Origin of the sequence: Clostridium sp. 10cd* (genome assembly GCF_044336395.1) — a bacterium.
GTDB lineage: Bacteria > Bacillota_I > Bacilli_A > Erysipelotrichales > Erysipelotrichaceae > Clostridium_AQ > Clostridium_AQ innocuum.
This window is the reverse complement of sequence record NZ_CP172347.1, coordinates 4,129,239-4,150,537: the sequence shown is the minus strand read 5'-3', so window position 1 is coordinate 4,150,537 and position 21,299 is coordinate 4,129,239. Positions and strand designations below refer to the sequence as shown.

22 protein-coding genes are annotated in these 21,299 nt (G+C 41.7%); 20 read left to right on the top strand and 2 right to left on the bottom strand.

The window, feature by feature from the left end; translation table 11 throughout:
• Positions 1 to 13 precede the first annotated feature (13 nt).
• From ACG3M1_RS20765 to ACG3M1_RS20735, 7 genes are all read left to right on the top strand, one after another.
• The gene (locus ACG3M1_RS20765) at positions 14 to 337 is read left to right on the top strand and encodes a hypothetical protein (protein WP_008816504.1); all 324 of its coding nucleotides are present in this window, start codon (positions 14 to 16) and stop codon (positions 335 to 337) included.
• Positions 338 to 672: 335 nt separating this feature from the next.
• A complete protein-coding gene (locus tag ACG3M1_RS20760) occupies positions 673 to 1,107 on the top strand; it encodes a hypothetical protein (protein ID WP_008816505.1) in 435 nt (144 codons plus the stop codon).
• 147 nt (positions 1,108 to 1,254) lie between these two features.
• Positions 1,255 to 1,800: a M23 family metallopeptidase gene (locus tag ACG3M1_RS20755; RefSeq protein WP_008816506.1), complete on the top strand. Its 546-nt coding sequence runs from the start codon at positions 1,255 to 1,257 to the stop codon at positions 1,798 to 1,800.
• A 198-nt stretch (positions 1,801 to 1,998) separates the two neighbouring features.
• Positions 1,999 to 3,651 carry a hypothetical protein gene (locus ACG3M1_RS20750; RefSeq protein ID WP_008816507.1) on the top strand — a complete coding sequence of 551 codons (1,653 nt, stop codon included), beginning with the start codon at positions 1,999 to 2,001 and terminating at the stop codon, positions 3,649 to 3,651.
• 3 nt (positions 3,652 to 3,654) lie between these two features.
• Positions 3,655 to 4,512: a hypothetical protein gene (locus tag ACG3M1_RS20745; RefSeq protein ID WP_008816508.1), complete on the top strand. Its 858-nt coding sequence runs from the start codon at positions 3,655 to 3,657 to the stop codon at positions 4,510 to 4,512.
• A complete protein-coding gene (locus tag ACG3M1_RS20740; protein ID WP_008816509.1) occupies positions 4,509 to 5,636 on the top strand; it encodes a hypothetical protein in 1,128 nt (375 codons plus the stop codon). The genes ACG3M1_RS20745 and ACG3M1_RS20740 overlap by 4 nt, the downstream gene beginning before the upstream one ends.
• On the top strand, positions 5,633 to 6,088 hold the full coding sequence (locus ACG3M1_RS20735) for a hypothetical protein (protein ID WP_008816510.1): 456 nt from the start codon (positions 5,633 to 5,635) through the stop codon (positions 6,086 to 6,088). The genes ACG3M1_RS20740 and ACG3M1_RS20735 overlap by 4 nt, the downstream gene beginning before the upstream one ends.
• A 221-nt stretch (positions 6,089 to 6,309) precedes the next feature.
• Here the strand turns inward: ACG3M1_RS20735 and ACG3M1_RS20730 are convergent, their stop codons facing one another.
• Both ACG3M1_RS20730 and ACG3M1_RS20725 read right to left on the bottom strand, forming a co-directional pair.
• Complete coding sequence (locus ACG3M1_RS20730) at positions 6,310 to 6,747, bottom strand: LytTR family DNA-binding domain-containing protein (protein WP_008816511.1); 438 nt, start codon at positions 6,745 to 6,747, stop codon at positions 6,310 to 6,312.
• Between the two features lie 404 nt (positions 6,748 to 7,151).
• Complete coding sequence (locus ACG3M1_RS20725) at positions 7,152 to 8,135, bottom strand: hypothetical protein (protein WP_008816512.1); 984 nt, start codon at positions 8,133 to 8,135, stop codon at positions 7,152 to 7,154.
• A 613-nt stretch (positions 8,136 to 8,748) separates the two neighbouring features.
• Here ACG3M1_RS20725 and ACG3M1_RS20720 point away from each other — a divergent pair.
• From ACG3M1_RS20720 to ACG3M1_RS20660, 13 genes are all read left to right on the top strand, one after another.
• Positions 8,749 to 11,505 carry a sigma 54-interacting transcriptional regulator gene (locus ACG3M1_RS20720; RefSeq protein ID WP_009270666.1) on the top strand — a complete coding sequence of 919 codons (2,757 nt, stop codon included), beginning with the start codon at positions 8,749 to 8,751 and terminating at the stop codon, positions 11,503 to 11,505.
• On the top strand, positions 11,495 to 12,316 hold the full coding sequence (locus tag ACG3M1_RS20715; protein WP_008816514.1) for a sugar phosphate isomerase/epimerase family protein: 822 nt from the start codon (positions 11,495 to 11,497) through the stop codon (positions 12,314 to 12,316). The genes ACG3M1_RS20720 and ACG3M1_RS20715 overlap by 11 nt, the downstream gene beginning before the upstream one ends.
• A gap of 13 nt (positions 12,317 to 12,329) precedes the next feature.
• The gene (locus tag ACG3M1_RS20710; protein WP_008816515.1) at positions 12,330 to 12,749 is read left to right on the top strand and encodes a PTS sugar transporter subunit IIA; all 420 of its coding nucleotides are present in this window, start codon (positions 12,330 to 12,332) and stop codon (positions 12,747 to 12,749) included.
• 165 nt (positions 12,750 to 12,914) lie between these two features.
• Positions 12,915 to 13,391, top strand: a complete 477-nt coding sequence (locus ACG3M1_RS20705; protein WP_008816516.1) for a PTS sugar transporter subunit IIB — start codon at positions 12,915 to 12,917, stop codon at positions 13,389 to 13,391.
• Positions 13,392 to 13,476: 85 nt separating this feature from the next.
• The gene (locus tag ACG3M1_RS20700) at positions 13,477 to 14,247 is read left to right on the top strand and encodes a PTS mannose/fructose/sorbose/N-acetylgalactosamine transporter subunit IIC (protein ID WP_008816517.1); all 771 of its coding nucleotides are present in this window, start codon (positions 13,477 to 13,479) and stop codon (positions 14,245 to 14,247) included.
• Positions 14,234 to 15,067, top strand: a complete 834-nt coding sequence (locus ACG3M1_RS20695; protein ID WP_008816518.1) for a PTS system mannose/fructose/sorbose family transporter subunit IID — start codon at positions 14,234 to 14,236, stop codon at positions 15,065 to 15,067. The genes ACG3M1_RS20700 and ACG3M1_RS20695 overlap by 14 nt, the downstream gene beginning before the upstream one ends.
• A gap of 35 nt (positions 15,068 to 15,102) precedes the next feature.
• Positions 15,103 to 16,101 carry an SIS domain-containing protein gene (locus ACG3M1_RS20690; protein WP_008816519.1) on the top strand — a complete coding sequence of 333 codons (999 nt, stop codon included), beginning with the start codon at positions 15,103 to 15,105 and terminating at the stop codon, positions 16,099 to 16,101.
• 257 nt (positions 16,102 to 16,358) lie between these two features.
• Complete coding sequence (galE, locus tag ACG3M1_RS20685; RefSeq protein ID WP_002606102.1) at positions 16,359 to 17,369, top strand: UDP-glucose 4-epimerase GalE; 1,011 nt, start codon at positions 16,359 to 16,361, stop codon at positions 17,367 to 17,369.
• Between the two features lie 157 nt (positions 17,370 to 17,526).
• A complete protein-coding gene (locus tag ACG3M1_RS20680; RefSeq protein ID WP_009270664.1) occupies positions 17,527 to 18,681 on the top strand; it encodes a helicase-related protein in 1,155 nt (384 codons plus the stop codon).
• On the top strand, positions 18,678 to 19,346 hold the full coding sequence (locus tag ACG3M1_RS20675; protein WP_009270663.1) for a ComF family protein: 669 nt from the start codon (positions 18,678 to 18,680) through the stop codon (positions 19,344 to 19,346). The genes ACG3M1_RS20680 and ACG3M1_RS20675 overlap by 4 nt, the downstream gene beginning before the upstream one ends.
• Positions 19,347 to 19,373: 27 nt before the next feature.
• Positions 19,374 to 19,571, top strand: coding sequence for a cold-shock protein (locus tag ACG3M1_RS20670; protein WP_002606099.1), 198 nt, complete (start codon positions 19,374 to 19,376; stop codon positions 19,569 to 19,571).
• Between the two features lie 329 nt (positions 19,572 to 19,900).
• Positions 19,901 to 20,098: a cold-shock protein gene (locus ACG3M1_RS20665; protein ID WP_009589121.1), complete on the top strand. Its 198-nt coding sequence runs from the start codon at positions 19,901 to 19,903 to the stop codon at positions 20,096 to 20,098.
• Between the two features lie 154 nt (positions 20,099 to 20,252).
• A complete protein-coding gene (locus ACG3M1_RS20660) occupies positions 20,253 to 21,008 on the top strand; it encodes a collagen-like protein (protein WP_009270662.1) in 756 nt (251 codons plus the stop codon).
• The last annotated feature ends 291 nt before the right edge of the window (positions 21,009 to 21,299 follow it).

Below are 21,299 nucleotides of genomic sequence, written 5' to 3'. Positions count from 1 at the left end.
CGAGGAGTAACTTATGGGAAATTATACGAATTATTCGAATATATCGAATACAGTTATAGGGAATAATAACCAAATCAATATTCAGACCAATGAAATTAGTCCAGAGGCTTGGAATCTTTTAAAAAAGGAATTATGGGAATCTATTTCAAAAACGGAGAATTCACAAAATAAAGAAATACTGGAACATATATATGCATATGCTATACAAAAAGATAAAGCTGGCATAGTTCAGTATATTAAAAAGCATAGTTATACGATTGAAAAGGATATTCTTGTAGGAATTACATGTTCAGCATTGTACGAGTTTATAAAATGGTGTCTGGGAATTTATATGTAGTATAAATTGAAGCACTTTGTTTGGCTATAACGGTAGAACAGGAGTGTTGTGGATCAGTAAAGGACAGTTTGCAAGTGTCTATAATTCAATGAAAAAAGCAGCTATAATACGCTGGTTTTATAGTTTTTCTTTCTTATGAAAAGTAAATACCATACTCGATATAATTATAGTGAGGTTAATAAGAGTAATGTCATCTAATCAGGATGAATTACTCTTTTTCCTTTTTTATTTACCAAACCACTTTGTAGAACAGAATCTCTAATTTGTATAAATAATAAAATTTGCCCTCATCATATTGGTATTCTGATATCCTGAGGATGGAAGGAGGGTGTAGAATGGCGATTACAAAGAACCAATCAGGAACGTATGCTGCTGTTGATATTCATTATAATCGGCCTGCCTGTGCACCGCATCAGAATGTTATCAATTATCTCGATCATCTGCATATCATGGTGATTCACAAAAGCTTAACGGCTTATCTGGGCTGTGGCTATTCACGCGTTCTTGTTGGACCGCTGGGAAATGATGAGATGTCAGATTTCCTCAGTGTCACTCCACAGAACAAGTATGAAATTGCATATACTATGTATTTGAAAAAAACAAATACAACAGCTGATGCAAATTCCGTTATGCTGGATGATATGTATTGCATCGGTACATATCAGGGATCAGAGAAAATGAGCAACTATCTTGTTTTCTGTGATGAGTGGCCTCAGGATGCTGATGTTCGTGAGACACTTTTGAGTTTTAAAATTCCGGAAGGAATGTAAGCGTAAGCATGATCCTGTTCAATATATTTTCGGATAGGATTATTTTGCACATGCGGGAATAATGCACACATGTAAAGAAACTGATTACGAAAAGCAGAGCTTTCTTCAATAAAATCAGTATGAATGTAACATAAAGGAGAAGATAAAATGCAAGCACATCAAAAAAGCATAAAAGACGGAATACAGAATATTCTGTTTCCTGTGGAACACATGAATATCACGCAGGGTAATAACGGATCATACTCACATCAGGGAGTTAATGCGCTTGATTTAGCAGGCTATAAAGGTGGATGCAGTCCTTTATATGCTCCCTTTGATGTAGTCTGTGTCGGCGTTGATGGACCGGATCTGGGAAATGCAGTATTCTGGCAGTCTCAGAACAAGGTTCGATTTGCGGATGGAACAATAGACTATGCTACGATTATGATTATACACGACAACAATCTTGACGGTATCAGAGTTGGTGTAAAATATAGCCAGGGCACACAGATAGCGAATGCGGGAACTGCAGGCAGAGCTACAGGAAATCATAATCATTTTGAAATTGCAAAGGGAAAATTTACACATAAATATGACCTGAATCAAAAAACCAAGGTGTATCATTTGCCGAATTCCATCAGTGCGGATAAATGCTGTTTCGTAGATAAAACAGATATAATAAATGGCAATAATATGAAGTGGAAACATCTTTAGTTCACAACCAAAAAGAGGAGCCGATTCTATCTTGGAACCGGTTCTTTTATAATAAGCAAATTGCAGTATTTGTTATTATATTCGCATGACATGTAGATCCGAAGCACCAAGATGCAGAAATATATTACAGTATGTACAGGATGAATCAGTTATGCGCATACTTATGATTCCTTATAAAGAAAAGGAGTGTAAAACACAATGGCAAATGATTTAATTTTAAAGGTTGAAAAGGATCATACAATTTCTATGGACTGTGGTGGTATTAGAGAGACATACAGCCTGAAAGAAGCCCCGGATGCATCCTCTACACTAGTGGTGACAGAGAAAAAGAATATACTTCACAAAATGGATTTGGACACCGTACTCAAGAATCTTGATAATTCTGTAGATTTGCTAAATGTTGCATATCATGCGGTGTATGGCTTTGATGTACAAACGCAGATATGGGATCTGCAGAAAACATTGATGGATTTAAACGATAAGGGAATCAATGTGATTGACGATTTCGCAAGACAGTCCTCTGCTGTTATTCATGATTTGATTGGTTTCTTTGATTGGCTGACTAAGGGTGCGGAAAAGGTTGCAATCAAGAAATTGGAACGCTTTTCTGTAATTGCAGGTACAATGAGCAGACAGGCGGAGCAGCTGGCAAAGGACTATCAGAAAATGGCGGGGGATACTTCAGAAACCTTAAAAAACACTATTGACGAAAACAATCGCCAGTATGCACATCAGGATCAGATACAGAAGGAGATGGCGGATTTTCAAAGTGAGCAGGAAGCGGCGGATATTGCCCAACAGGAAATTAAGAAACGTCTGACCAGGCTGCAGACCGAATATGAGAAGCTTAGCAAGGCAGAGCTGGATGCTGAAAAGCATCAGCGTACAATGGACATCATGGGCGCTGTATTCTCATTTCTTGGCAGTGCTGCTTCTGTAGCAGCTGATGTGGCAGGGAAATCAGGTTCTACAGAAAGCTCAACTGAGGATAAGGAAAAGCTTGACACTGCACAAAAAGAAGCAAATGCCGCAAAGGATAGACTCGAAAGTCTGAAGAAAGAGAAAGAGGAACTTGTTAAAGCTCTTGAAACAGCGGATAATGATGAAAAAAGGGAAAGCATCAGGTCTGACATCCGTGCTAAGGATATTGAAATTACGGAAGCAGAAAAGCAGGTTAACAAAAAATCAAGTGCGCTTAAGAGCATTAGTGCAGCTTTACATGGTGTTTCTTCACAAATTGCCGAGCAGTCACAGAAGGAAAGCAGCGTACAGGAAAACCGCAGCAAGAGATTAACGGAAATCAATGCTGAGCTGATTCGTTTGGAAGAGGAACAGACAAAGCAATTAGCCAATCTTGCCAAATATACAAATCGACTGAAGACGATGGTAATTGAAAAAAACAGTGTGGAAGCAGCTGTTCGTTCCCTGATAGTTGCTGTATCCTGTTTAAAAAATGTTGTTGTTGCTGTTATGGACATCGCTTTATTCTGGACATCCATGGAAAAATGCTGCAAGGCTCTTGCCACATCTGATTTAAAGGATACGATTCAAGATCTTCAGGAAATTGACAAAGAAGAACGCATTGAATTTTATTACACAGACAGTGTTATGATCCCATTACTGACGTATATGGTACAGTGGGCAGCTGTAAAAAGCATTTCCACAGACTTTATCAATGGTGCTGAAAATACAAGATTCCGTTTAAACGAGACAATTACAAAAGCAGATAAGGCTGAAATGAGCAGAGAACAGCACTGGGATCTGGCTTCTAAAACAGCTGGTAATGTTGCAAATAACCTGAATCGGCAGGTTGCAGAAAGCAATAAAAAAATCAGTACACTGAAAGGCTAGCTTATGGAAAATAAAGATAATAGCGCAGATAAAAACATGAAAAAGACGGATTCAGCTAATCTGCAGCTGACAAAAATCATGGAACAGATTTTACAGATGCTGCAAAAAAACTCCATTCATATGGATCTTAGTGATGAGGATATAGCCAGGCTGGAACGGCAGGAACAGAGCATTTTGGATTCTCTTGAGCAGATCAGAATCCAGGCCGATGAAAACCGAAATAGGGTCCATCGGATATTCGATGAAAAAAAAGTGCTATGTGACCAATTGAACGCAAATCTATCTGCCCTGTATGTACATATGGAAATATTGAAACAGATAAATCATGAGCAGGAGAGCATATATGAAGGCAGAAAGAATTTATATGATGCATATAATGCTTCCTATATAAGCAAACAAGAAGCATACAGCAAAGCACAGGAAAAACTCGAAAGTGCCAGAAGAAAAGCAGAGAAACAAAATGAGCTGTTAAAAAGATGGTTCTGGGTACCCGGATATGGAGCTTATCTGGCTTTTGACAAGCTGCTGAATGACCAGGAAGCAGACACAGATGCAGCCTATCGGGAATATTGTGCCTCCAAAGAAAGACTGGCAGCAATCAGTCGTGATTTGGAATCCGCAAAGTATGATTATCAATGTAGTCAAACAGAAAAAAATAATGTACAAAAGTCATATGATGATAAGGTAGATGAAATTAAAAAAGTACAGGGCCAGCTTCACCAGATGAAAGAAGAGATGGTACACTGGGAGCTGATTCTCAGTGAAGTGAATGCATTGTATAACAAAATAAAAAATGCAAGTCTGGGACCTGATGAAATCATCGCGATGCAAGCCGAACTTATACAGCTTCAGCAATTATGAAGAAATTCATTCTATTTATTCTGATCATAAGCTGCTTTGGCTGTGAGAGTGCTTCGCAGAAAACATCCTGTGACTATGAGCTTGTTTTTGATCAGGCACTCGGATATGGTATCAATGAACACGATGGCACACCTGCTGCGATTTCAACACATGTGGCAAAGCGTGACAGCATCCTGCTCGCAAAATCTAAGGACTCCTGTTTCGATCAAAGCTTGCAAAAGGCTGCCAGAGCCACTCTGGACAATTCAGATACAAAGCTTGATTATCACCCGGAGGAAACAAACAAAGATGAGATCCTGTTTTATATTCCACATACAGATATTCAACAGGGGGATATGCAGTTTGAGGTACAGATAGGGGATACCCGCAAAAAAGAGAGTGTTAATACAACCGTTATACCAGTGAAGAAATTCCTGATTGTACCGCTTCTGACATCTAAGAAAAATAAGGAGCTTTCCGTCACGAATACCCAAATGCAAGCCTGGCATAATGAGATATTAAAAAGGCTTCCCTTATCCCGGAACGGATTGCAGCTGATACTGCATGATTCTTTGGATATAAGAGGGGATGTGTATGATCTGGACACATGGTTTGGCAGACTTCGTACCTGGAATCTGTTAAAGCATTTAAAGAATGAATTTGAATGCGACGGTGTTATCGGTCTGTCTCCGGCAAAAATGGATTTGAATGATCAAAAGGACGCTTTAAGCGGCTTTACGTTTGGTGCAGATACGACTGTTATACTTGAAAACGGTGATGAAACAGCAATAACGATGGTACATGAAATTTCACACTTTTATCAAGTTGGTGATGAGTATGCTGGCGGTCAGTTAAATCCGGAGGTAAACATTCCGCCATATGGAATGAAGGGTACGGATATGCTTCATCCGGGTACTGCTGCAAGCGGGTTAAATCCATATATTCATGGTGGGAAAAATGATGAAAAGCAGGGGAGTGGTACACTGATAACATCAAGTCAGATACCCTATGATAGTGTCGAACATAAACTGATCCGGCACGATATGACAAGCTATATGGGGAAAGACGGCTATGCTATGCAGGAATACTGGACAACCGGAATGATTTGGAAGCATTTGATACAGGAATGGAGAATTACAGAATGACAGAAAAAAGTAAAAGACTAAAGCAGCTGTTGAAGGTTATTGAAGATAATGAAAAGAACTTAACGGATACTGAAAGAATGAATTATCAAAATTTAAAAATTCTGCATATTGGTATGCAAAGCAAACTCTATAAAATTATGCTGACATGGGACTTTGGATGGAATGCATTGCAGAAGAATCAGTATACAGATCTCCAAGAGTCTTTAGATGATGATGCTGATTTTTATAAACAGGCATTGAAATCTTGGATGAGTCTAAAGCCGGTTCCGAAAATCCCGCAGATAGAGGAATTTGTTGATATTTATGAGCAGTGGCTGATTGAAATGCTGCATCATGATATACAGGATGCTTTTCATAATATGATAAATGATCCGGATAAGGAAAGCCTGCGCAGACTGATAACAGATTATCGGGATAAGCTTCAGCATATCTATATAGATGAAGAAAGCTGAATATTAAACAACAGGATGCTTGTGTCCTATGCTAGGGCCTTACTCACTCATATTCAATCATCAGGCTAACCGATTGTGCATAAATACAGATAAGGAGAATTCAACACTATTGTAGAAAAGCAATAGAATTTGAATTCTCTTTTTTACAAACACCCTAACGTAAGAAAAAACCGTATGGTACTATTATCATTTTTTATTTAAATAAATAAGGCAGCAATCTGTTAAACCTGATCTTTTAAAAAAGAGCGATATCTGCGATTGACGATTAGACATTCCTCATTATCCAGAGTTATGCTCCGGTGGCAGTCTTTTTCAATACGAACAGATTTTATATGAATTGAATTAACCAGAGTGCTCTGATTTATTTGACAGAAGCCACAATTATGCAGCTGCTTTTTTAATTCTGAAAATCGAAGGTAACAGCGATAGACATCTTTTTCTGTATAGATATATACTTTATGATCTATATTCTCTATATAATATATCTCGTGACAGGTGATAAGGTAAAGATTATGCAGTTCATCATATACTTTAATTCGTGAACTGTTTTTCTGTAGATAAAGGATTACATTATAAATATAATTCTTGTTTCTACTGCACGCTCGCAGTATAATTGTGTCTTCTGTAATAGTATTATCAATCTGTATTATAAAATTCATTTGAAATCCCCTCCCATATGTAATCTATCGTAATGATTTTAAACGCGAAATTTCAGAAACAGGCAGGATGTTACCAATCAATCACCATAAGTTACAATATCATGAGGAGTTCAGAAAAACGAATCGTTAATCTGACAGCAATGTAAAAAAAATCGGATTTATATTATCGTGTACATGCTTTCAATGTCCTACATCCTCTCAGCAAGCTATCAGTAAGGGAGCTTATGTGTGATTAGTGAAATGAGATCAAATTCATAGATATTCGATCGATACACATATTCTTTATTGTGTAATCATACAATCCGGGAAAGCAGTTGAATACGTTAAGATAATGAAAACTGATATTTAGCTTAACCTTAAAGAAAAAAACTGACAGATTATGCTGTCAGTCTTTGCTTATCCCGTTATTCATCGACTGCAAAAGGTGGACGAGTCGGATCGAAATAATCACTGTTCGCTCTTTCATATGCCTGTTTGTTTGCTTTATAGCTGGCTGCTCCTAATTTGGCAATCAATAATTCTGCAGCAGCTTTCATATCGTCTATACCACGCCCTGACTCTGTAATAGCTTCGCCGTGGACACCGATCTCCGCCATGCCCTTTGGATAATTAAATACAGGATGCCAGTGGATAACGAGGGCTGCATTATTTTTCTGCATGAGTGGCAGCTCCTGCCGTAATAAAACACTGGCATTATCAAGTACGCGGAAGTAAACATGAACGGGAAGCCGCGTGTATTGCGATACAAAGGTTCTGGAAATGATATTCCAAAGCGGTGCTTCCAGATTCCATAAAGTAGTAATTGGCATATTGTTTAATAAATTACCGAGAACTGTTTGTTCCAGAGGGCAGCGTCCTTTATCATAAGAGAACGTACTCAGATCAATTCCTCCTGACCATAAGGCGAGCTCACGATTTTCCGAAATTGTTAATAAAGCACGAAGCTTATGTGCAAATTGCTCAAACTCGGGATTGGTGGAGCGTATGACACCACGCAGAAAGCTCATGTAGTTTTCTTTAGCCTTTTCCTGTTTTTTAGCAGTAGAAGCATTTGTGATTTTTTCAGAAAAGTAAATAAAGTTGTCCTGATAAATTGATTTCAACGGCTCCGGAATTGCATACTTTATCAGCAGCGTATTGAACTGTGCAGTGTTTTTGATTGCTTCAGCTTCTTTCTGAGCATCCTTATTCAGCTCTCTTTGATGACGGAACCCATCAATCAGCAGTTTCCATAATGCCTCAGCTTCAGCAGTGGATTTTTTCTCCTTTACCATTGCTTCTGAGAATGTGGCATACGAGGGATGTGTCAGAGGGTCCTGATCCATAATGATAACAGGATCCATATTGGCCATAGCCAGACTTTTTAATATTGTATCTTTAATGTACATAATATGCACCTCCTTATGACAATCATTATAATGATTTCCAGCGATACGTGTACAACGTATATGATAATGTCCCAATCGAGGTTAGGATTATACAAAAATTAGGATAAGCTTACTTGTTTTTCAATCGATCAATCATGTGTGTTGTGACTGATTCAGGATAAAAAATTTAATCGGTTACGATACGATTATTTTTTCTGTTTCAAAAAGTTAAGCATCACAGTGTTATATGATGAAGCAGTTAATTCTGATGGATGCAAGCCGGAGACAACCAAGATACAGGGAAGTATATGCAATAAAGGAATTTGATCGATTTTCATAGTATGGCAGTAGCTAAACGGGAAACACATTCCTGCAAATGAAAGTGGAGCCGAAATAGACGTAGGATCCTGCTTGATGCTTTACCTAATGCTAACTATGTTATACAGACACTGTTGCCACCATTTCAACAGTGTCTTTGAAATCAACACTATATAGTGTTGAAACCGCTTTAGTGTTTGAGTTAGAATGGAAACATTGCGCAGTGTCAAAAATATAGGACTCTGATGACACAGTGCAATGTGAATTTCTATAATGGTATCGTAAACAAGCGGTACCGAAAAAGTGAGGTGCTTTCATGAATATCACAACATCAAAATTACAGATTCTGGAATATCTGCAGAAAATTACCCGGGGCTTGCGCATGAATGAGCTGGGCGGTTTTACAACAATCAGTATCAGCAGTGCTTTAAACATCTCCCGCTCCTTAACATCCCAGTATCTCAATGAGCTGGTGAAGGATGAGCGTATCATAAAGATCAGTACGCGTCCCGTCTATTATATGGATCGCAGTGTGCTGGAACGCAAGTATCAGCTGGAATTAAAAAGCTGTGAATATCTGAGTCTGGGTGAGCTTATGAAGGAGCTGCACCGGAACAGTCCCAAGCTGCAGGATTTTCAAAAAGCAATCGGCTGTGACGGCAGCCTGCAATACCCGATTGCACAGCTGAAAACCGCCCTCTCCTATCCGCAGGGAGGATTACCTGTCATTCTCCATGGGGAAATGGGATGTGGAAAATCCTATCTGGTACGACTCACACATGAATACTGTCTGAATCACATGACCTCCACGAGAAAAGAAATACCGCTGCTTCGCAAAAAGGCATTTCGCGGTGAGGATAAAGGCAGGCAGATGGAGGAGCTGTTTGGAAAAGGTGCCGCAGATGGGAAAGCGGCAGAGCGGGGACTGCTGGAGGAGGCGGATGAAGGCATCCTCTGTATAGAGGACGCCAGTCATCTGAGTGAGGAATGTCAGGAAAAGCTGGCCGACTATTTAAGCAGAAATAAATTTACGAGAATGCAGGATGATCAGGCACAGATTGAATCCCGTGTCCATCTGATTCTCTCCACCAGTGAAGATCCGCATACGGCTTTCTGTCATAGCCTGCTGCTCAGCATTCCTGTTATCTGTTCCATCCCATCCTTTCAGGAACGCAACGAGGAGGAGCGTCTGGAATTCGTTATTAAATTTTTTCAGGAAGAACAGGCACGTCTGGAACGCACGATTTATATATCAAAGCGTCTTCAGCATTTCCTGATGAGCTGCCATTTTGAAAGCAATATCGATGAACTGCGAAGATGTATCCGTACCATATGTGCCAATGCATTTGCGGACTGTGTATCAAACCAGCGCATGGACATCTGCCTGTATCACCTGCCTGTTCAGCTGCTCGATCATCTTAAGGTGGAAAAAAACAGCAGGGACAGTGATTCTCTGATTCGCATAGACGCAGTGGAGAAAAACGCAGCCGGCAGTAAAATCCTCATCATGTGGGAACAGCTGCTGCAGGCATTTGAAGAAACCTGCATGGATACACATGCCTTTACCAGCTTTCTGGAACAGGGGCAGAAGGCCTTGCGCTACTACTATGATATCCTTGTTTTTCAGGAAACGTACTATGACGGCCGACTGGAGGCTATGGAGAAAATAGTCATCGGTGTGCTGAACAGCGTGAAGCTCATGAAAAATATCAACCTGCCGATCAACTGTGCCTATGTACTGGCGAGAATGCTCGTCTCTGCGCAGAAAAACACCTCCTCCCTGCATCAGTGGGAACAGGATCACCAGAAGGAAATACAGCGCTGTCTAAAGAAAATGGCAGAGAATATGAGCAATGAATATATTCTGACGGAATCCATTGCCAGACAGCTGCATTCCAATATCAACATGCGCCTGTCGGAAATGAACCGTATCTTTCTGATGCTGAATATCAACTTCTACAATCGTGACATCCGCTCTCAGGATACCGTGGGTATCATATTGAGTCACGGGTACTCGACCGCAAGCTCTATTGCCGATGCCGCAAATTCGCTGCTGAACTCCTATACGTTTGAAGCTATCGATATGCCGCTGAATACACCGGTACAGGAAATCAGCGGCAAGCTGAACGATTTCATTGAAGAAAATCCGCATCTGAAAAACATTATCCTACTTGTCGATATGGGGTCACTGGAGGGAATCGGCGAGGTGATTGCAGACAGTGTGAATGTCGGTGTGATCAATAATATTTCCACCTCACTTGCTCTGAATATCGGTATGAAGATACAGCAGCACTACGAATTGGAGAATCTGCTGGAAACGGCCTGTGCAGAAAATCAATGCAATTACAAGGTACTCTCAGAGGCGAAGAAGGAAAAAGCAATCGTATTCACAAATGATGCCGGTATGGTCATTTCAGAAAAGCTGTGCCGATTATTCAAAAACAGTCTGCCGCGTCCCATTGATTTGAAAATGATTTCCTATGAATATGATGAGCTGATGAAAAATAAGGCAGAGGACATTTTATTTCACAGATATGATGTGGTGTTGATGATCAAGCCGTATTCGCTGAAGCTAAAAAAGGTCAATAGTGTGACGCTGGAGGATATCATGAATTTCGAACATATCGAACAGCTGAATCAGGTATTTCGGCCATATCTGAAGGAAGAGGAAATTGAAGAATTTGACCGTCAGCTGTTGAAAAATTTCTCCATGCAGTCAGTCATGGAAAATATCACGATTCTGAATGCAGATAAGCTGCTGGATTATGTCAGTGACTCCGTCAGTGCGCTTCAGCATACGATGGGTCGTAAGTTTCAAAGCAAGACCATTGTCGGCATTTATATTCATATCTGTTTCCTGGTGGAACGTCTGGTCACAAAAACGGCATTGGAAAAATATACAGACCTGTCATCCTTTGAGAAACAGCATGAGGACTTTATTGCGGATGTCAACCGGAGCTTTGAGGTTATGCTGCAGCACTACCATGTCAAGCTGCCCCTATCGGAAATAGCATATCTCTTTGAATATATAGAAAATGATGTACGAAAGGCGGGAGGAGAAGATGAATTTTAAAGACAGACTCTGTGCGATGAACTGCCATTACCGCTTTTATGAGCTGGAGGATTTCTTTCAATCCGTCCATAAGCTGGGCATGCATTATGTGGAGCTGTGGAGCGGTCCCATGCATTATTATGTGGATGCCCGCCGTCATGACTCGCCGGAACAGCTGAAGAAGCTGTGCGATCGCTATCAGATAACCATCATCGGCATCTGTCCGGAACAGACAAACCCAAAGCCGAACAATATCGCAGTCAAGCAGAAGCATCGTCAGGAAGAGGTACTCAACTATTACCGGCAGATGATTGATATCGCATGTGTGCTGGGGTGTCGCCAGGTTCTGGTGACCAGCGGATGGTGCTATTACAGCGAAGCGGTGGAGGAAGCATGGAATCGTTCCGTCGTTATGATGAAGAGAATCACAGACTATGCAAAACAGCGAAATGTGATTCTGGCTCTGGAAGCTCTGCAGCCGGAGGAATCGCGTCTTGTGAATACAATTCAGGACATCAGGCGATATCGAAACGAGGTTGGAAGCAGCTGTCTCAAGGTGTGTATCGATTTTGGGGCAATGGCACGTATGGGACATACACCCCGGGAATACTTCGAGGCCTTCGGCAGCGATATTGTCCATATTCACTTTGTGGATGGGAATCCGACCGGTCATCTGGCCTGGGGGGATGGTAGCCGTGATCTGAAAACGGATCTTGCTGTCCTTGAGGAATATGGCTATCAGGGATATCTGTCACTGGAGACGGCAACCCAAAGGTATTATGAAAAACCATGGTCTGCGGAAATGAAAACGCTGAAAAGCTTTGAGGAGTGAAAGGAGGGAGAATATGGAACGACATTATATACTCGCAAGTCATGGGATGTTCTCACAGGGGATTTATGATTCCATCCGCATTATTCTGGGAGAGAAGAAGCATGTGCATCTTATAACCGCTTATGTGAAAGACGGGCAGGATATTTCAGATCTGATTAAAGAGACTATGAAGAAAATCCCGACAGATGCGGAAATCATTGCCTGTACGGATCTGTTCGGGGGAAGTGTAAACAATGAACTGATGAAATATATCGGGAAGAAGCATTTCCATTTGTTAACCGGAATGAATCTGCCGATGCTGATGAATCTGTTTCTGTTTTCCGATGAGGATGCGGATAAGCTGATTCGCCGTCTGTTCACAGAAGCAAAAACGGGGATCATGTACTGCAATGAAACCGTCAAAGGTATTTCGTCGCAGGAGGATGAATTTTAAATACTGCAACCTAAAAAGAACAATCGCAAAGCACAAAAGAGTAACCACATGCTGTAAAGAAGACATACAGATGCACGAAGAGCGTGGGGTGTAAGAAACGATAGCTGAACTGCTTTATTCTACATGTGAGTAAGCGCAAAAAGCGCAAAGGAAAGGGTGTCAAATATGATCAAATTATGCAGAGTGGACCATCGTCTGCTGCATGGACAGGTTGCATTTTCCTGGACCAATGAATTGAGTGCTGACTGCATTCTGATTGCCAATGATGCAGTGGTACATGACGAGGTTTTCAAAACGACCATGAAGCTGGCAAAGCCCTCCGGGGTCAAGCTGGTCATTAAAAATCTGGAGGATTCCATAAAGGCAATCAATAGCGGAGTCACCGATAAGTACCGACTGCTGGTGGTCGTAAAGACCATTCATGATGCCAATGTGCTGAGTGCAGGCTGTCCGGCTGTTCACAGTCTCAATCTGGGCGGAACGATTCGAAGGGAAGGCTGTCGTCAAATCAGCAAGGCGATTTTCATCAGTGATAGGGATGAGGCGGAATTAAAGGAGCTGCAGCAGCGCGGCGTGTCTGTATTCATCCAGCAGCTGCCGGCAGAATCTCCAATAGCACTGGAGCATGTACTGCATCAATAAGGTCCGCTTCCCGCAACCGTGCGGGTCAAATATACAGGAATTTAATTCCTGAAACATGCATGAAAATGCAAAAGAGGAGGAAATCATGGTACAAGCATGCTTAATCGGATTGATTGCAAGTCTGGGTGTCTTCGGCGATCAGCTGGGCTCCCTGTATATCAATCGACCAATTATTCTTGCACCGCTGGTTGGCCTGGTGCTGGGAAATCTGCATCAGGGACTGATTATCGGCGCAAGTCTGGAATTATTCTTTATGGGGGCTGTCAGTATTGGGGCTTATGTTCCACCGGATACGATTGTCGGCGGTGTTCTGGCCACTGCATTTGCAATTTCCATGGGGAAGGGTATCGAAACGGCGGTTACGCTGGCGATGCCGATCGCCCTGGTGTCACAGGCAATCGGTAACTTCTGCAATGTATTTAATTCCGTGATTCTGCGTTTTACAGACCGTTATGCCATGGAAGGAAAATACGGCGGTGTTGTGGCAACACACTGGCTGATCGGTATGATCACCATTGTACGACGATTCCTGCTTGTGTTCTTTGCTTTCTATCTGGGAAGTGAAGCAGTGGGCAGTATGATCAATGCAATTCCTGCCTATGTGACGGATGGTATGGCTGCGGCAGCCGGATTACTTCCCGCATTGGGGTTTGCAATGCTGATGCGCATGACGGTAAACAGGCAGAATGTTCCCTACTATTTTCTGGGATTTGCGCTTGCAGCTTATATGAGTGTACCTGTATTAGGCGTGGCAATTCTGGGTGTGATTCTGATTGTTGTCAAATTCGATTTTATGAATCTGAAGGGAGCCGCAGCTGGAGAAGCTGGTATGGAGGTGAGCGATGATGACTTCTAAATCCGATAAGAGCATTCAGAAAGCGGATATCACCAGAATGGCATTTAACCAGGGCTCTTTGGGAATGGAGTTTTCCTGGAACTATGAACGGCAGATGCACATCGCCTTTGCCATGATGATGAATAAAATTTTGAAAAAGGTATATGCAGAAGATGAGGAAGGCTACAGGGATGCACTGACCCGCCATGTCGAGTTCTTTAATATCACACCGCAGCTTGCTCCGTTCGTTGGCGGCATTGTGGCATCCATGGAGGAAATGAAATCACGTGGCGAGGTGGACGGAGAGGCGATTTCCAGTATCAAGACGGCACTGATGGGGCCGCTGAGCGGAATCGGTGACTCTGTATTTGTCGGCTGTCTGCGGGTAATTGCTGTTGGTATCGGTATTTCACTGGCACAGAACGGAAATATGTTTGGACCGATCGTGTATTTTCTGATGTATAACATTCCTGCGTTTATCATCCGCTATTTCGGCGCGCATTTCGGCTATAGCATCGGCTTCAAGTATCTGCAGAGAATGCAGGCCAACGGTATGATGGATAAGCTGCTTGCGGCAGCGAGTATTCTTGGTGTTATGGTTATTGGCTGTATGTCAAAGGATATGGTATGGACGACTTTGAATGTCGAGTTGAGTAAGGTCGGTGAAGAGGTCACCACCCTGCAGTCTATTCTGGACGGAATTATGCCCGGGTTGATTGGACTGGGTGGTACATGGATGTATTTCTGGCTATTGAAGAAAAAAGTCAATCCGATCATGTTGATTCTGGGAACGATGGTTCTCGGTATTGCAGGTGCTTATTTCGGTATACTTGCCGGATAAGATAAATGATTTACAAATAAGAGGAGGACATGAACATGTTATTGAAATTCAATGAAGAATGGGCACGAAGCAGTGTCAATGGTGCACTGGCAATCCGTAAGGATATCAACCGGATCGTGGATGAGATATGTGCACAGGGATATCGCAATATCTGCTGGCTGGGTATCGGGGGGACCTGGGCGAGCGGTATGCAGGCGGCGGTTCATATGAAGGAACAATCAGAAATCGAAACCTGGGCGGAAAATGCTTCCGAGTACAATACGACGGGGAATAAGCGTGTGGGTGAGGGCACTGTCGTAATTACCTCATCCGTTACCGGCAGCACAGTGGAAGTGGTAGAGGCTGTAAAGCGTATGCAGGCAGCCGGGGCAAAGGTGATTGGATTTATTGACATTGATACGACCGAGCTTGCAAAGCTGGTGGATTATGAAATAGCGTATCCGGTGAATGAACAGCTGAAGTTCTTTATGGTTGCGGATCGATTCATGCAGAACAACGGAGAGTTCTCGGATTGTGATGCTATGTATGCGGAATTTGAAGCACATCTGGCACAGGCGCTGATTGATGTGGAAAAGAAGGCTGATGCATTCGGACAGGAATTTGCAAAAAAACACTGGAATGATCCAATCCATTATTTTGTGGGGGCAGGAAACCAGTGGGGCGCAACGTATTCCTATGCAATGTGCTATTGGGAGGAACAGCTGTGGATCAAGACGAAGTCCATCACATCCGGGGAGTTCTTTCATGGTATGTTTGAAATCATCACAAAGGAAACACCGGTTACCGTGTTCATAGGAGAAGATGCACAGCGTCCGCTGTCTGAAAGAGTCGCGAAATTCCTGCCAAGAATCTGTGAGAATTATACGATTATCGATACAAAGGATTATGAGCTGATGGGAATCAGTGAAGGGTACAGAAAGCACATTTCACACCTGGTGATGCATGCCGTAAATAACCGGATCGATGCGTATATGGAAAGAGAAACAAGGCATCCAATGGATATTCGCCGGTATTACAGACGTCTGGATTATTAGTTGTGAAGCAGCGTTAGAAAAATCAAACTGTCAGGAAAACAGGCCATGGTGTTAGGACAGCACTTTCGTCATGGTCTTTTTTTAGTTAAAGCGATAGAAAAGCTTTTGGTGAGTTATATAAAAGCATAGAAAACGGTTAAATTGATATACTGAAGGTGATTAGTTTTGTGAAATCCTTATTTTTTTTCTTGTTTCTCCGCTATCAGTAATAGATTATGCTATAATAGGACATGGATAAACTAAGGGAGGAACCGTACATGAAAATCTTAGTAACTGGTGGTACCGGATTCATTGGAAGCCACACATGCGTTGAATTAATAGAAGCTGGTAATGAAGTAGTGATAATCGATAACCTGTATAACTCACAGGCTGATGTTGTTGATAAGATTGAGAATATTACAGGAAAGCGTGTTGCGTTTTATGAGGCAGATTGCTGTGATGAGGCAACACTGGAGAAAATATTCAGTGAGCATAAAATTGATGCAGCTATTCATTTTGCCGGGTATAAAGCGGTAGGAGAGTCAGTACAGAAACCGATTATGTATTATCAGAATAATCTGATGTCGCTACTTGCATTGTGTAAGGTAATGGGAAAGCATAACTGCAAGCGCATTGTTTTCTCATCAAGTGCCACCGTATATGGAAACCCTGCAAGTGTACCTATCTTTGAAGATTTCCCGTTGGGACCTACTACGAATCCGTATGGTACGACAAAATTGATGATTGAACAGATTTTAAAAGATTTATACATTTCAGATAATGAGTGGAATATTGCTTTGCTGCGCTATTTCAATCCAATCGGAGCACACAAGAGTGGTCTGTTGGGAGAAAGTCCGAATGATATCCCGAATAACCTGATGCCGTATATCGTTAAGGTTGCCAATAAGGAGTTGCCTTATCTGCATGTTTATGGAAATGATTATGATACACCGGATGGTACGGGTGTACGTGATTATATTCATGTAGTAGACCTTGCAAAGGGACATGTGAATGCTGTGAATAAGGTTATGGAACCAATTGGTGTTGATGCGTATAATCTCGGTACTGGTATAGGATATAGTGTACTGGATGTTGTTAATACATTTGCAAAGGTTAATAATATCGAGGTTCCTTATCAGATTGATCCTAGACGTCCTGGGGATATTGCACAATGCTATGCCAGCACAGAAAAAGCGCTGAAGGAGCTTGGTTGGAAAGCAGAAAGAGGACTGGAAGAAATGTGTGCAGATGCATGGCATTTCTTACAGGTGGAAAAAGAAGCAAATTAATAGTTTGCAATTCTACAAAACAGATAAAAAACAAATGGAAATGCTTCAGCACTATCGAATAAATAACGAATAAGTTAGAAAAGACAGAATGAAAAAAATTCTGTTTTTTTTAGGACTTTTACCACTTTCATACGTATAGAACTATGGAGGTGATACTATGCAATGCCTGCGTTGCGGAAATACAGAGAAACGTTACTTTTATAAAGATGCCAAGGGCTGGTACTGTCGAAAATGCATCATGTTTGGAAGAATTGGGGTAGGAGAGCTGCCGGAAAGGAAAAACGTATGTAGAAAACCCATTCATACAGCATATCAGCTGAAATATCCACTGACTCCTGCACAGAAACGGTGTGCTTCAGAAATAGTAATGTACCTGAATCATCACCAGGATGTGCTGGTATATGCAGCCTGTGGTGCCGGAAAAACGGAGCTTGTCATGGAGGCGATTAAGCAAAGCCTTGTGAAAGGCAGCAGGGTGGGCTTTGCCATCAGCCGTCGTCAGGTTGTTCTGGAAATACGGGAGCGCATGCAGGATGCGTTTAAAAATCTAAATGTGATCGCGGTTTGTGAGGGCTATACTGAGGTCACAGAGGGTGATCTCATCATATGCACAATGCACCAGCTGTATCGCTATCATGCGGTGTTTGATCTGTTGATCATGGATGAGGTGGATGCATTTCCTTATCGTGGCAATGCTGTGCTGAAGCAGATTGCAATACATGCCTGTATCGGGAGCCGTCTGTATTTGACCGCTACACCGGATGAAGAAATGCTGTCAGATGTAAAGCAGGGAAAACTGCAGATGGTCGAGCTGTTTCAAAGACCGCACGGCTATCCTTTGATCGTACCCGATGTGAAAGCAGCCTTGCCTTCCATACAGCTGTATCAGCTTATCCGATTTTTAAAGCGTCAGAAAAAGGAAGCCGCACAGACCCTGGTCTTTGTACCGACGATAGCTCTGGCAGAGCAGATGAGCAGATGGCTGCGTATTGTGTTTCGCTGTACTTCCTTTACTTCAAAAACGAAGGATAAGGAAAAAATCCTTAAAAGATTTCATGAAAAGCGCTACGAATGTCTGATTGCGACAACCGTTCTGGAAAGAGGAATCACCATCAAGGGTGTACATGTTGTGATTTATCATGCTGATCATCCGGTATTCAATGAAGCGAGCCTGATTCAGATGATTGGCCGTGTTGGACGTAATATTGAAATGCCGACAGGGAAAGGTTTGTTTCTGTGCACAAGAAAAACAAGAGATATCGAGCGCTGCATACAGGCATTACAGAGGATGAACAGGGGGGATTCAAAATGAAGGAAGAATGGTGCCGACTATGTATGGAGGAGATAATAAATCAGCAAAGTCTTTTTGAATTCCTGCGTCAGGATTCCCTTTTGTGCGGAGCCTGCCGTCATGAGTTAGCCGTTTTGAATAAGACAGTAAAGCTGAATGGCATAAAGCTGCATATCGCATATGTATATAATGATTTTCTGGAAAATATGATATTTCAATATAAGGAAGGTCTGGATACAGCTCTAAGAGACGTGTTTTTCCATGACATCATGAAAAAAATCAATGCTAAATTTCGACACTACACGATCGTTCTTCTCCCTTCGAGCGAAGAAAAAACCATTGAACGCGGCTTTCATCCGGTAAAGGACATGCTACATGCCTGCCGTTTAAAGACCATTGAACCATTTTATAAGACCTGCAATCACAAGCAGTCCCTGCAAAGCTTTGAAAACCGCAGTAATATTTCCCAGGTAATAAAAATGAAACCGAATATCGTTCTTCCAAAAACCAGACTGTTGCTGGTTGATGATGTTGTTACAAGTGGAAATACATTACTTTGTGCATATGATCTTCTTCAAAAGCATAGGTATAAGATAGAGGCACTGGCGCTTTGTGCGAATCCCCGATTTGTCGAATCCTGCGAAAAAAAAGATTTGAAAAGAAAAGGGATGTTCTCTATACTTTGACATAGATACAGGAAGGTGAAGTCAGAAATGAAAGGCAAAGTAAAATGGTTTAATGCTGAGAAGGGCTATGGATTTATCAATGGAGAAGATGGAAAGGATATTTTCGTACATTATTCTCATATCCAACAGGAAGGATACAAGTCCCTGGAGGAAGGTCAGGAAGTAACATTTGATACGGTGGATTCCGATAAGGGACTGCAGGCCAGAAATGTAGAAAAAGCATAAATGGCGCAAAGAAAAGGATCAGGAGCTCTCCGGATCCTTTTCCTGTTTTCTGGCAAATAGATATTCGAATGTAGTGTTTAAACTATGGTTTTTAACAGATAAAAACCTATAATACATTACAAAGCACATGTCTTATGAATGAAAAATATTTCTCTATATATGTAATTTTTATACATAAATGAAAAACTGTTTAAAAATAAGAAACATATTACAAAAACATGATAGTTTTTTCAAAAAGTTCACAATTTTTTGATTGATTTTCACTCGTAAACTGTCTATAATGATGTTATGCAATAGATCAAGCATAGAAAGGTATAGGTTTTGAAGCAATGCGAGGAAAAGTAAAAATGTTTAACCAGGAAAAGGGATACGGATTCATCACTTTAGAGGATGGAAAAGATGTATTCTTCCACTATTCACAATTGATGATGGAAGGTTTCAAAACAATTGATGCTGATGCAGAAGTTGAATTTGATTTAGTTGAAACTGACCGTGGACTGCAGGCTCACAACATCGTTAAAGCGTAAAAAAACAGAATAACCGTGATTCCAATGTATAATGGCTGTCACGGTTATTTTTTTATGATAAAAATAGGGAGATGACAGCCACCGGAGATATATGTTCAACATACTCTGAAATGACCATGAAAATTTGTGATGGTTATGAAAAGAGGTGAGAATCATGTTATATGATGAGAATGAATATTATGACAGCTGTGATTGCTGTTGTGATTGTTGCTGTGAGGGCCCACGTGGTCCCAGAGGATTTCGTGGTGCTACAGGAAGTATCGGTCCAACAGGGCCAACTGGTATCGGAATCACCGGTCCTACGGGAGCCACAGGAGTAACCGGAAGTACCGGAGCAACGGGCCCAGCGGGTATCGGACCAACCGGCCCGACCGGGGCAACGGGAAATACAGGAAGCACAGGACCAACCGGCCCTGAAGGAAGTGGTGCTGACTGTTTGTGTGTTCAGCAGATGATCAATATATTGTTGCAGATCATTCAGCTCTATCCAAACGATACTGTCGTTGTTGCAATGGAAAGTGGTAACAATGCCAGTGGCCGTGCCGGTTCCCTGCTGCCATCACCTGATTATGGACTGCTGCAGCTCACCAATGCACAGGGCGTACCTCAAGAGGCCGTGTCGATCTGCCGCATTGCGTCTGTGCGAATTACGAGCGCAGTATATAATGAAGCTATTACGTATCTTCCTGCACCTGTACCTGCTCCAACCGGATGCAGCGCTGCCTGCGAAAATGCTGTACGCTCATACCTTCCAGTCGGAACTCCGGGTGTTGACATTAACGCCGGCGGTCAGACGGTGGGACAGGGAACTGTGATAAGAAATGAATTTGCAATGGTGGTACTGGTGGGCCCAAACAACAGCGATCCGACATTTGTATCAGCATGTAAGGCAGAAATCATTACGAAATAAAAGGAATAGGAAGGGGACAGAAATCCTGGCTTGTTTGGGAATGTCCTCTTTTTCCTATCCTGGTTTTTATTCAAACAGAATCCTTTCCAGAGTTGAAATTGACACGTAAAATTATTGAGGAGGCTTACGTAAACGAAAACGCAGACAGGTTGTTCACACAAATGTTATGGAAAAAAGAAACAAAATGTAAATTCTTCTGAAATTGTCTGTATCCGGTGTTATTGAAACACACTTTGTGTTACAATAGATAAGGCTATATGAAGTTTTGAAACAGGCGATATAAACTTATAA

Excerpts from the sequence above, each read along its gene's own strand:
- ACG3M1_RS20765 (WP_008816504.1), top strand. The coding sequence starts at position 14 with ATGGGAAATTATACGAATTATTCGAATATATCGAATACAGTTATAGGG.
- ACG3M1_RS20760 (WP_008816505.1), top strand. The coding sequence starts at position 673 with ATGGCGATTACAAAGAACCAATCAGGAACGTATGCTGCTGTTGATATT.
- ACG3M1_RS20755 (WP_008816506.1), top strand. The coding sequence starts at position 1,255 with ATGCAAGCACATCAAAAAAGCATAAAAGACGGAATACAGAATATTCTG.
- ACG3M1_RS20750 (WP_008816507.1), top strand. The coding sequence starts at position 1,999 with ATGGCAAATGATTTAATTTTAAAGGTTGAAAAGGATCATACAATTTCT.
- ACG3M1_RS20745 (WP_008816508.1), top strand. The coding sequence starts at position 3,655 with ATGGAAAATAAAGATAATAGCGCAGATAAAAACATGAAAAAGACGGAT.
- ACG3M1_RS20740 (WP_008816509.1), top strand. The coding sequence starts at position 4,509 with ATGAAGAAATTCATTCTATTTATTCTGATCATAAGCTGCTTTGGCTGT.
- ACG3M1_RS20735 (WP_008816510.1), top strand. The coding sequence starts at position 5,633 with ATGACAGAAAAAAGTAAAAGACTAAAGCAGCTGTTGAAGGTTATTGAA.
- ACG3M1_RS20730 (WP_008816511.1), bottom strand. The coding sequence starts at position 6,747 with ATGAATTTTATAATACAGATTGATAATACTATTACAGAAGACACAATT.
- ACG3M1_RS20725 (WP_008816512.1), bottom strand. The coding sequence starts at position 8,135 with ATGTACATTAAAGATACAATATTAAAAAGTCTGGCTATGGCCAATATG.
- ACG3M1_RS20720 (WP_009270666.1), top strand. The coding sequence starts at position 8,749 with ATGAATATCACAACATCAAAATTACAGATTCTGGAATATCTGCAGAAA.
- ACG3M1_RS20715 (WP_008816514.1), top strand. The coding sequence starts at position 11,495 with ATGAATTTTAAAGACAGACTCTGTGCGATGAACTGCCATTACCGCTTT.
- ACG3M1_RS20710 (WP_008816515.1), top strand. The coding sequence starts at position 12,330 with ATGGAACGACATTATATACTCGCAAGTCATGGGATGTTCTCACAGGGG.
- ACG3M1_RS20705 (WP_008816516.1), top strand. The coding sequence starts at position 12,915 with ATGATCAAATTATGCAGAGTGGACCATCGTCTGCTGCATGGACAGGTT.
- ACG3M1_RS20700 (WP_008816517.1), top strand. The coding sequence starts at position 13,477 with ATGGTACAAGCATGCTTAATCGGATTGATTGCAAGTCTGGGTGTCTTC.
- ACG3M1_RS20695 (WP_008816518.1), top strand. The coding sequence starts at position 14,234 with ATGATGACTTCTAAATCCGATAAGAGCATTCAGAAAGCGGATATCACC.
- ACG3M1_RS20690 (WP_008816519.1), top strand. The coding sequence starts at position 15,103 with ATGTTATTGAAATTCAATGAAGAATGGGCACGAAGCAGTGTCAATGGT.
- galE (WP_002606102.1), top strand. The coding sequence starts at position 16,359 with ATGAAAATCTTAGTAACTGGTGGTACCGGATTCATTGGAAGCCACACA.
- ACG3M1_RS20680 (WP_009270664.1), top strand. The coding sequence starts at position 17,527 with ATGCAATGCCTGCGTTGCGGAAATACAGAGAAACGTTACTTTTATAAA.
- ACG3M1_RS20675 (WP_009270663.1), top strand. The coding sequence starts at position 18,678 with ATGAAGGAAGAATGGTGCCGACTATGTATGGAGGAGATAATAAATCAG.
- ACG3M1_RS20670 (WP_002606099.1), top strand. The coding sequence starts at position 19,374 with ATGAAAGGCAAAGTAAAATGGTTTAATGCTGAGAAGGGCTATGGATTT.
- ACG3M1_RS20665 (WP_009589121.1), top strand. The coding sequence starts at position 19,901 with ATGCGAGGAAAAGTAAAAATGTTTAACCAGGAAAAGGGATACGGATTC.
- ACG3M1_RS20660 (WP_009270662.1), top strand. The coding sequence starts at position 20,253 with ATGTTATATGATGAGAATGAATATTATGACAGCTGTGATTGCTGTTGT.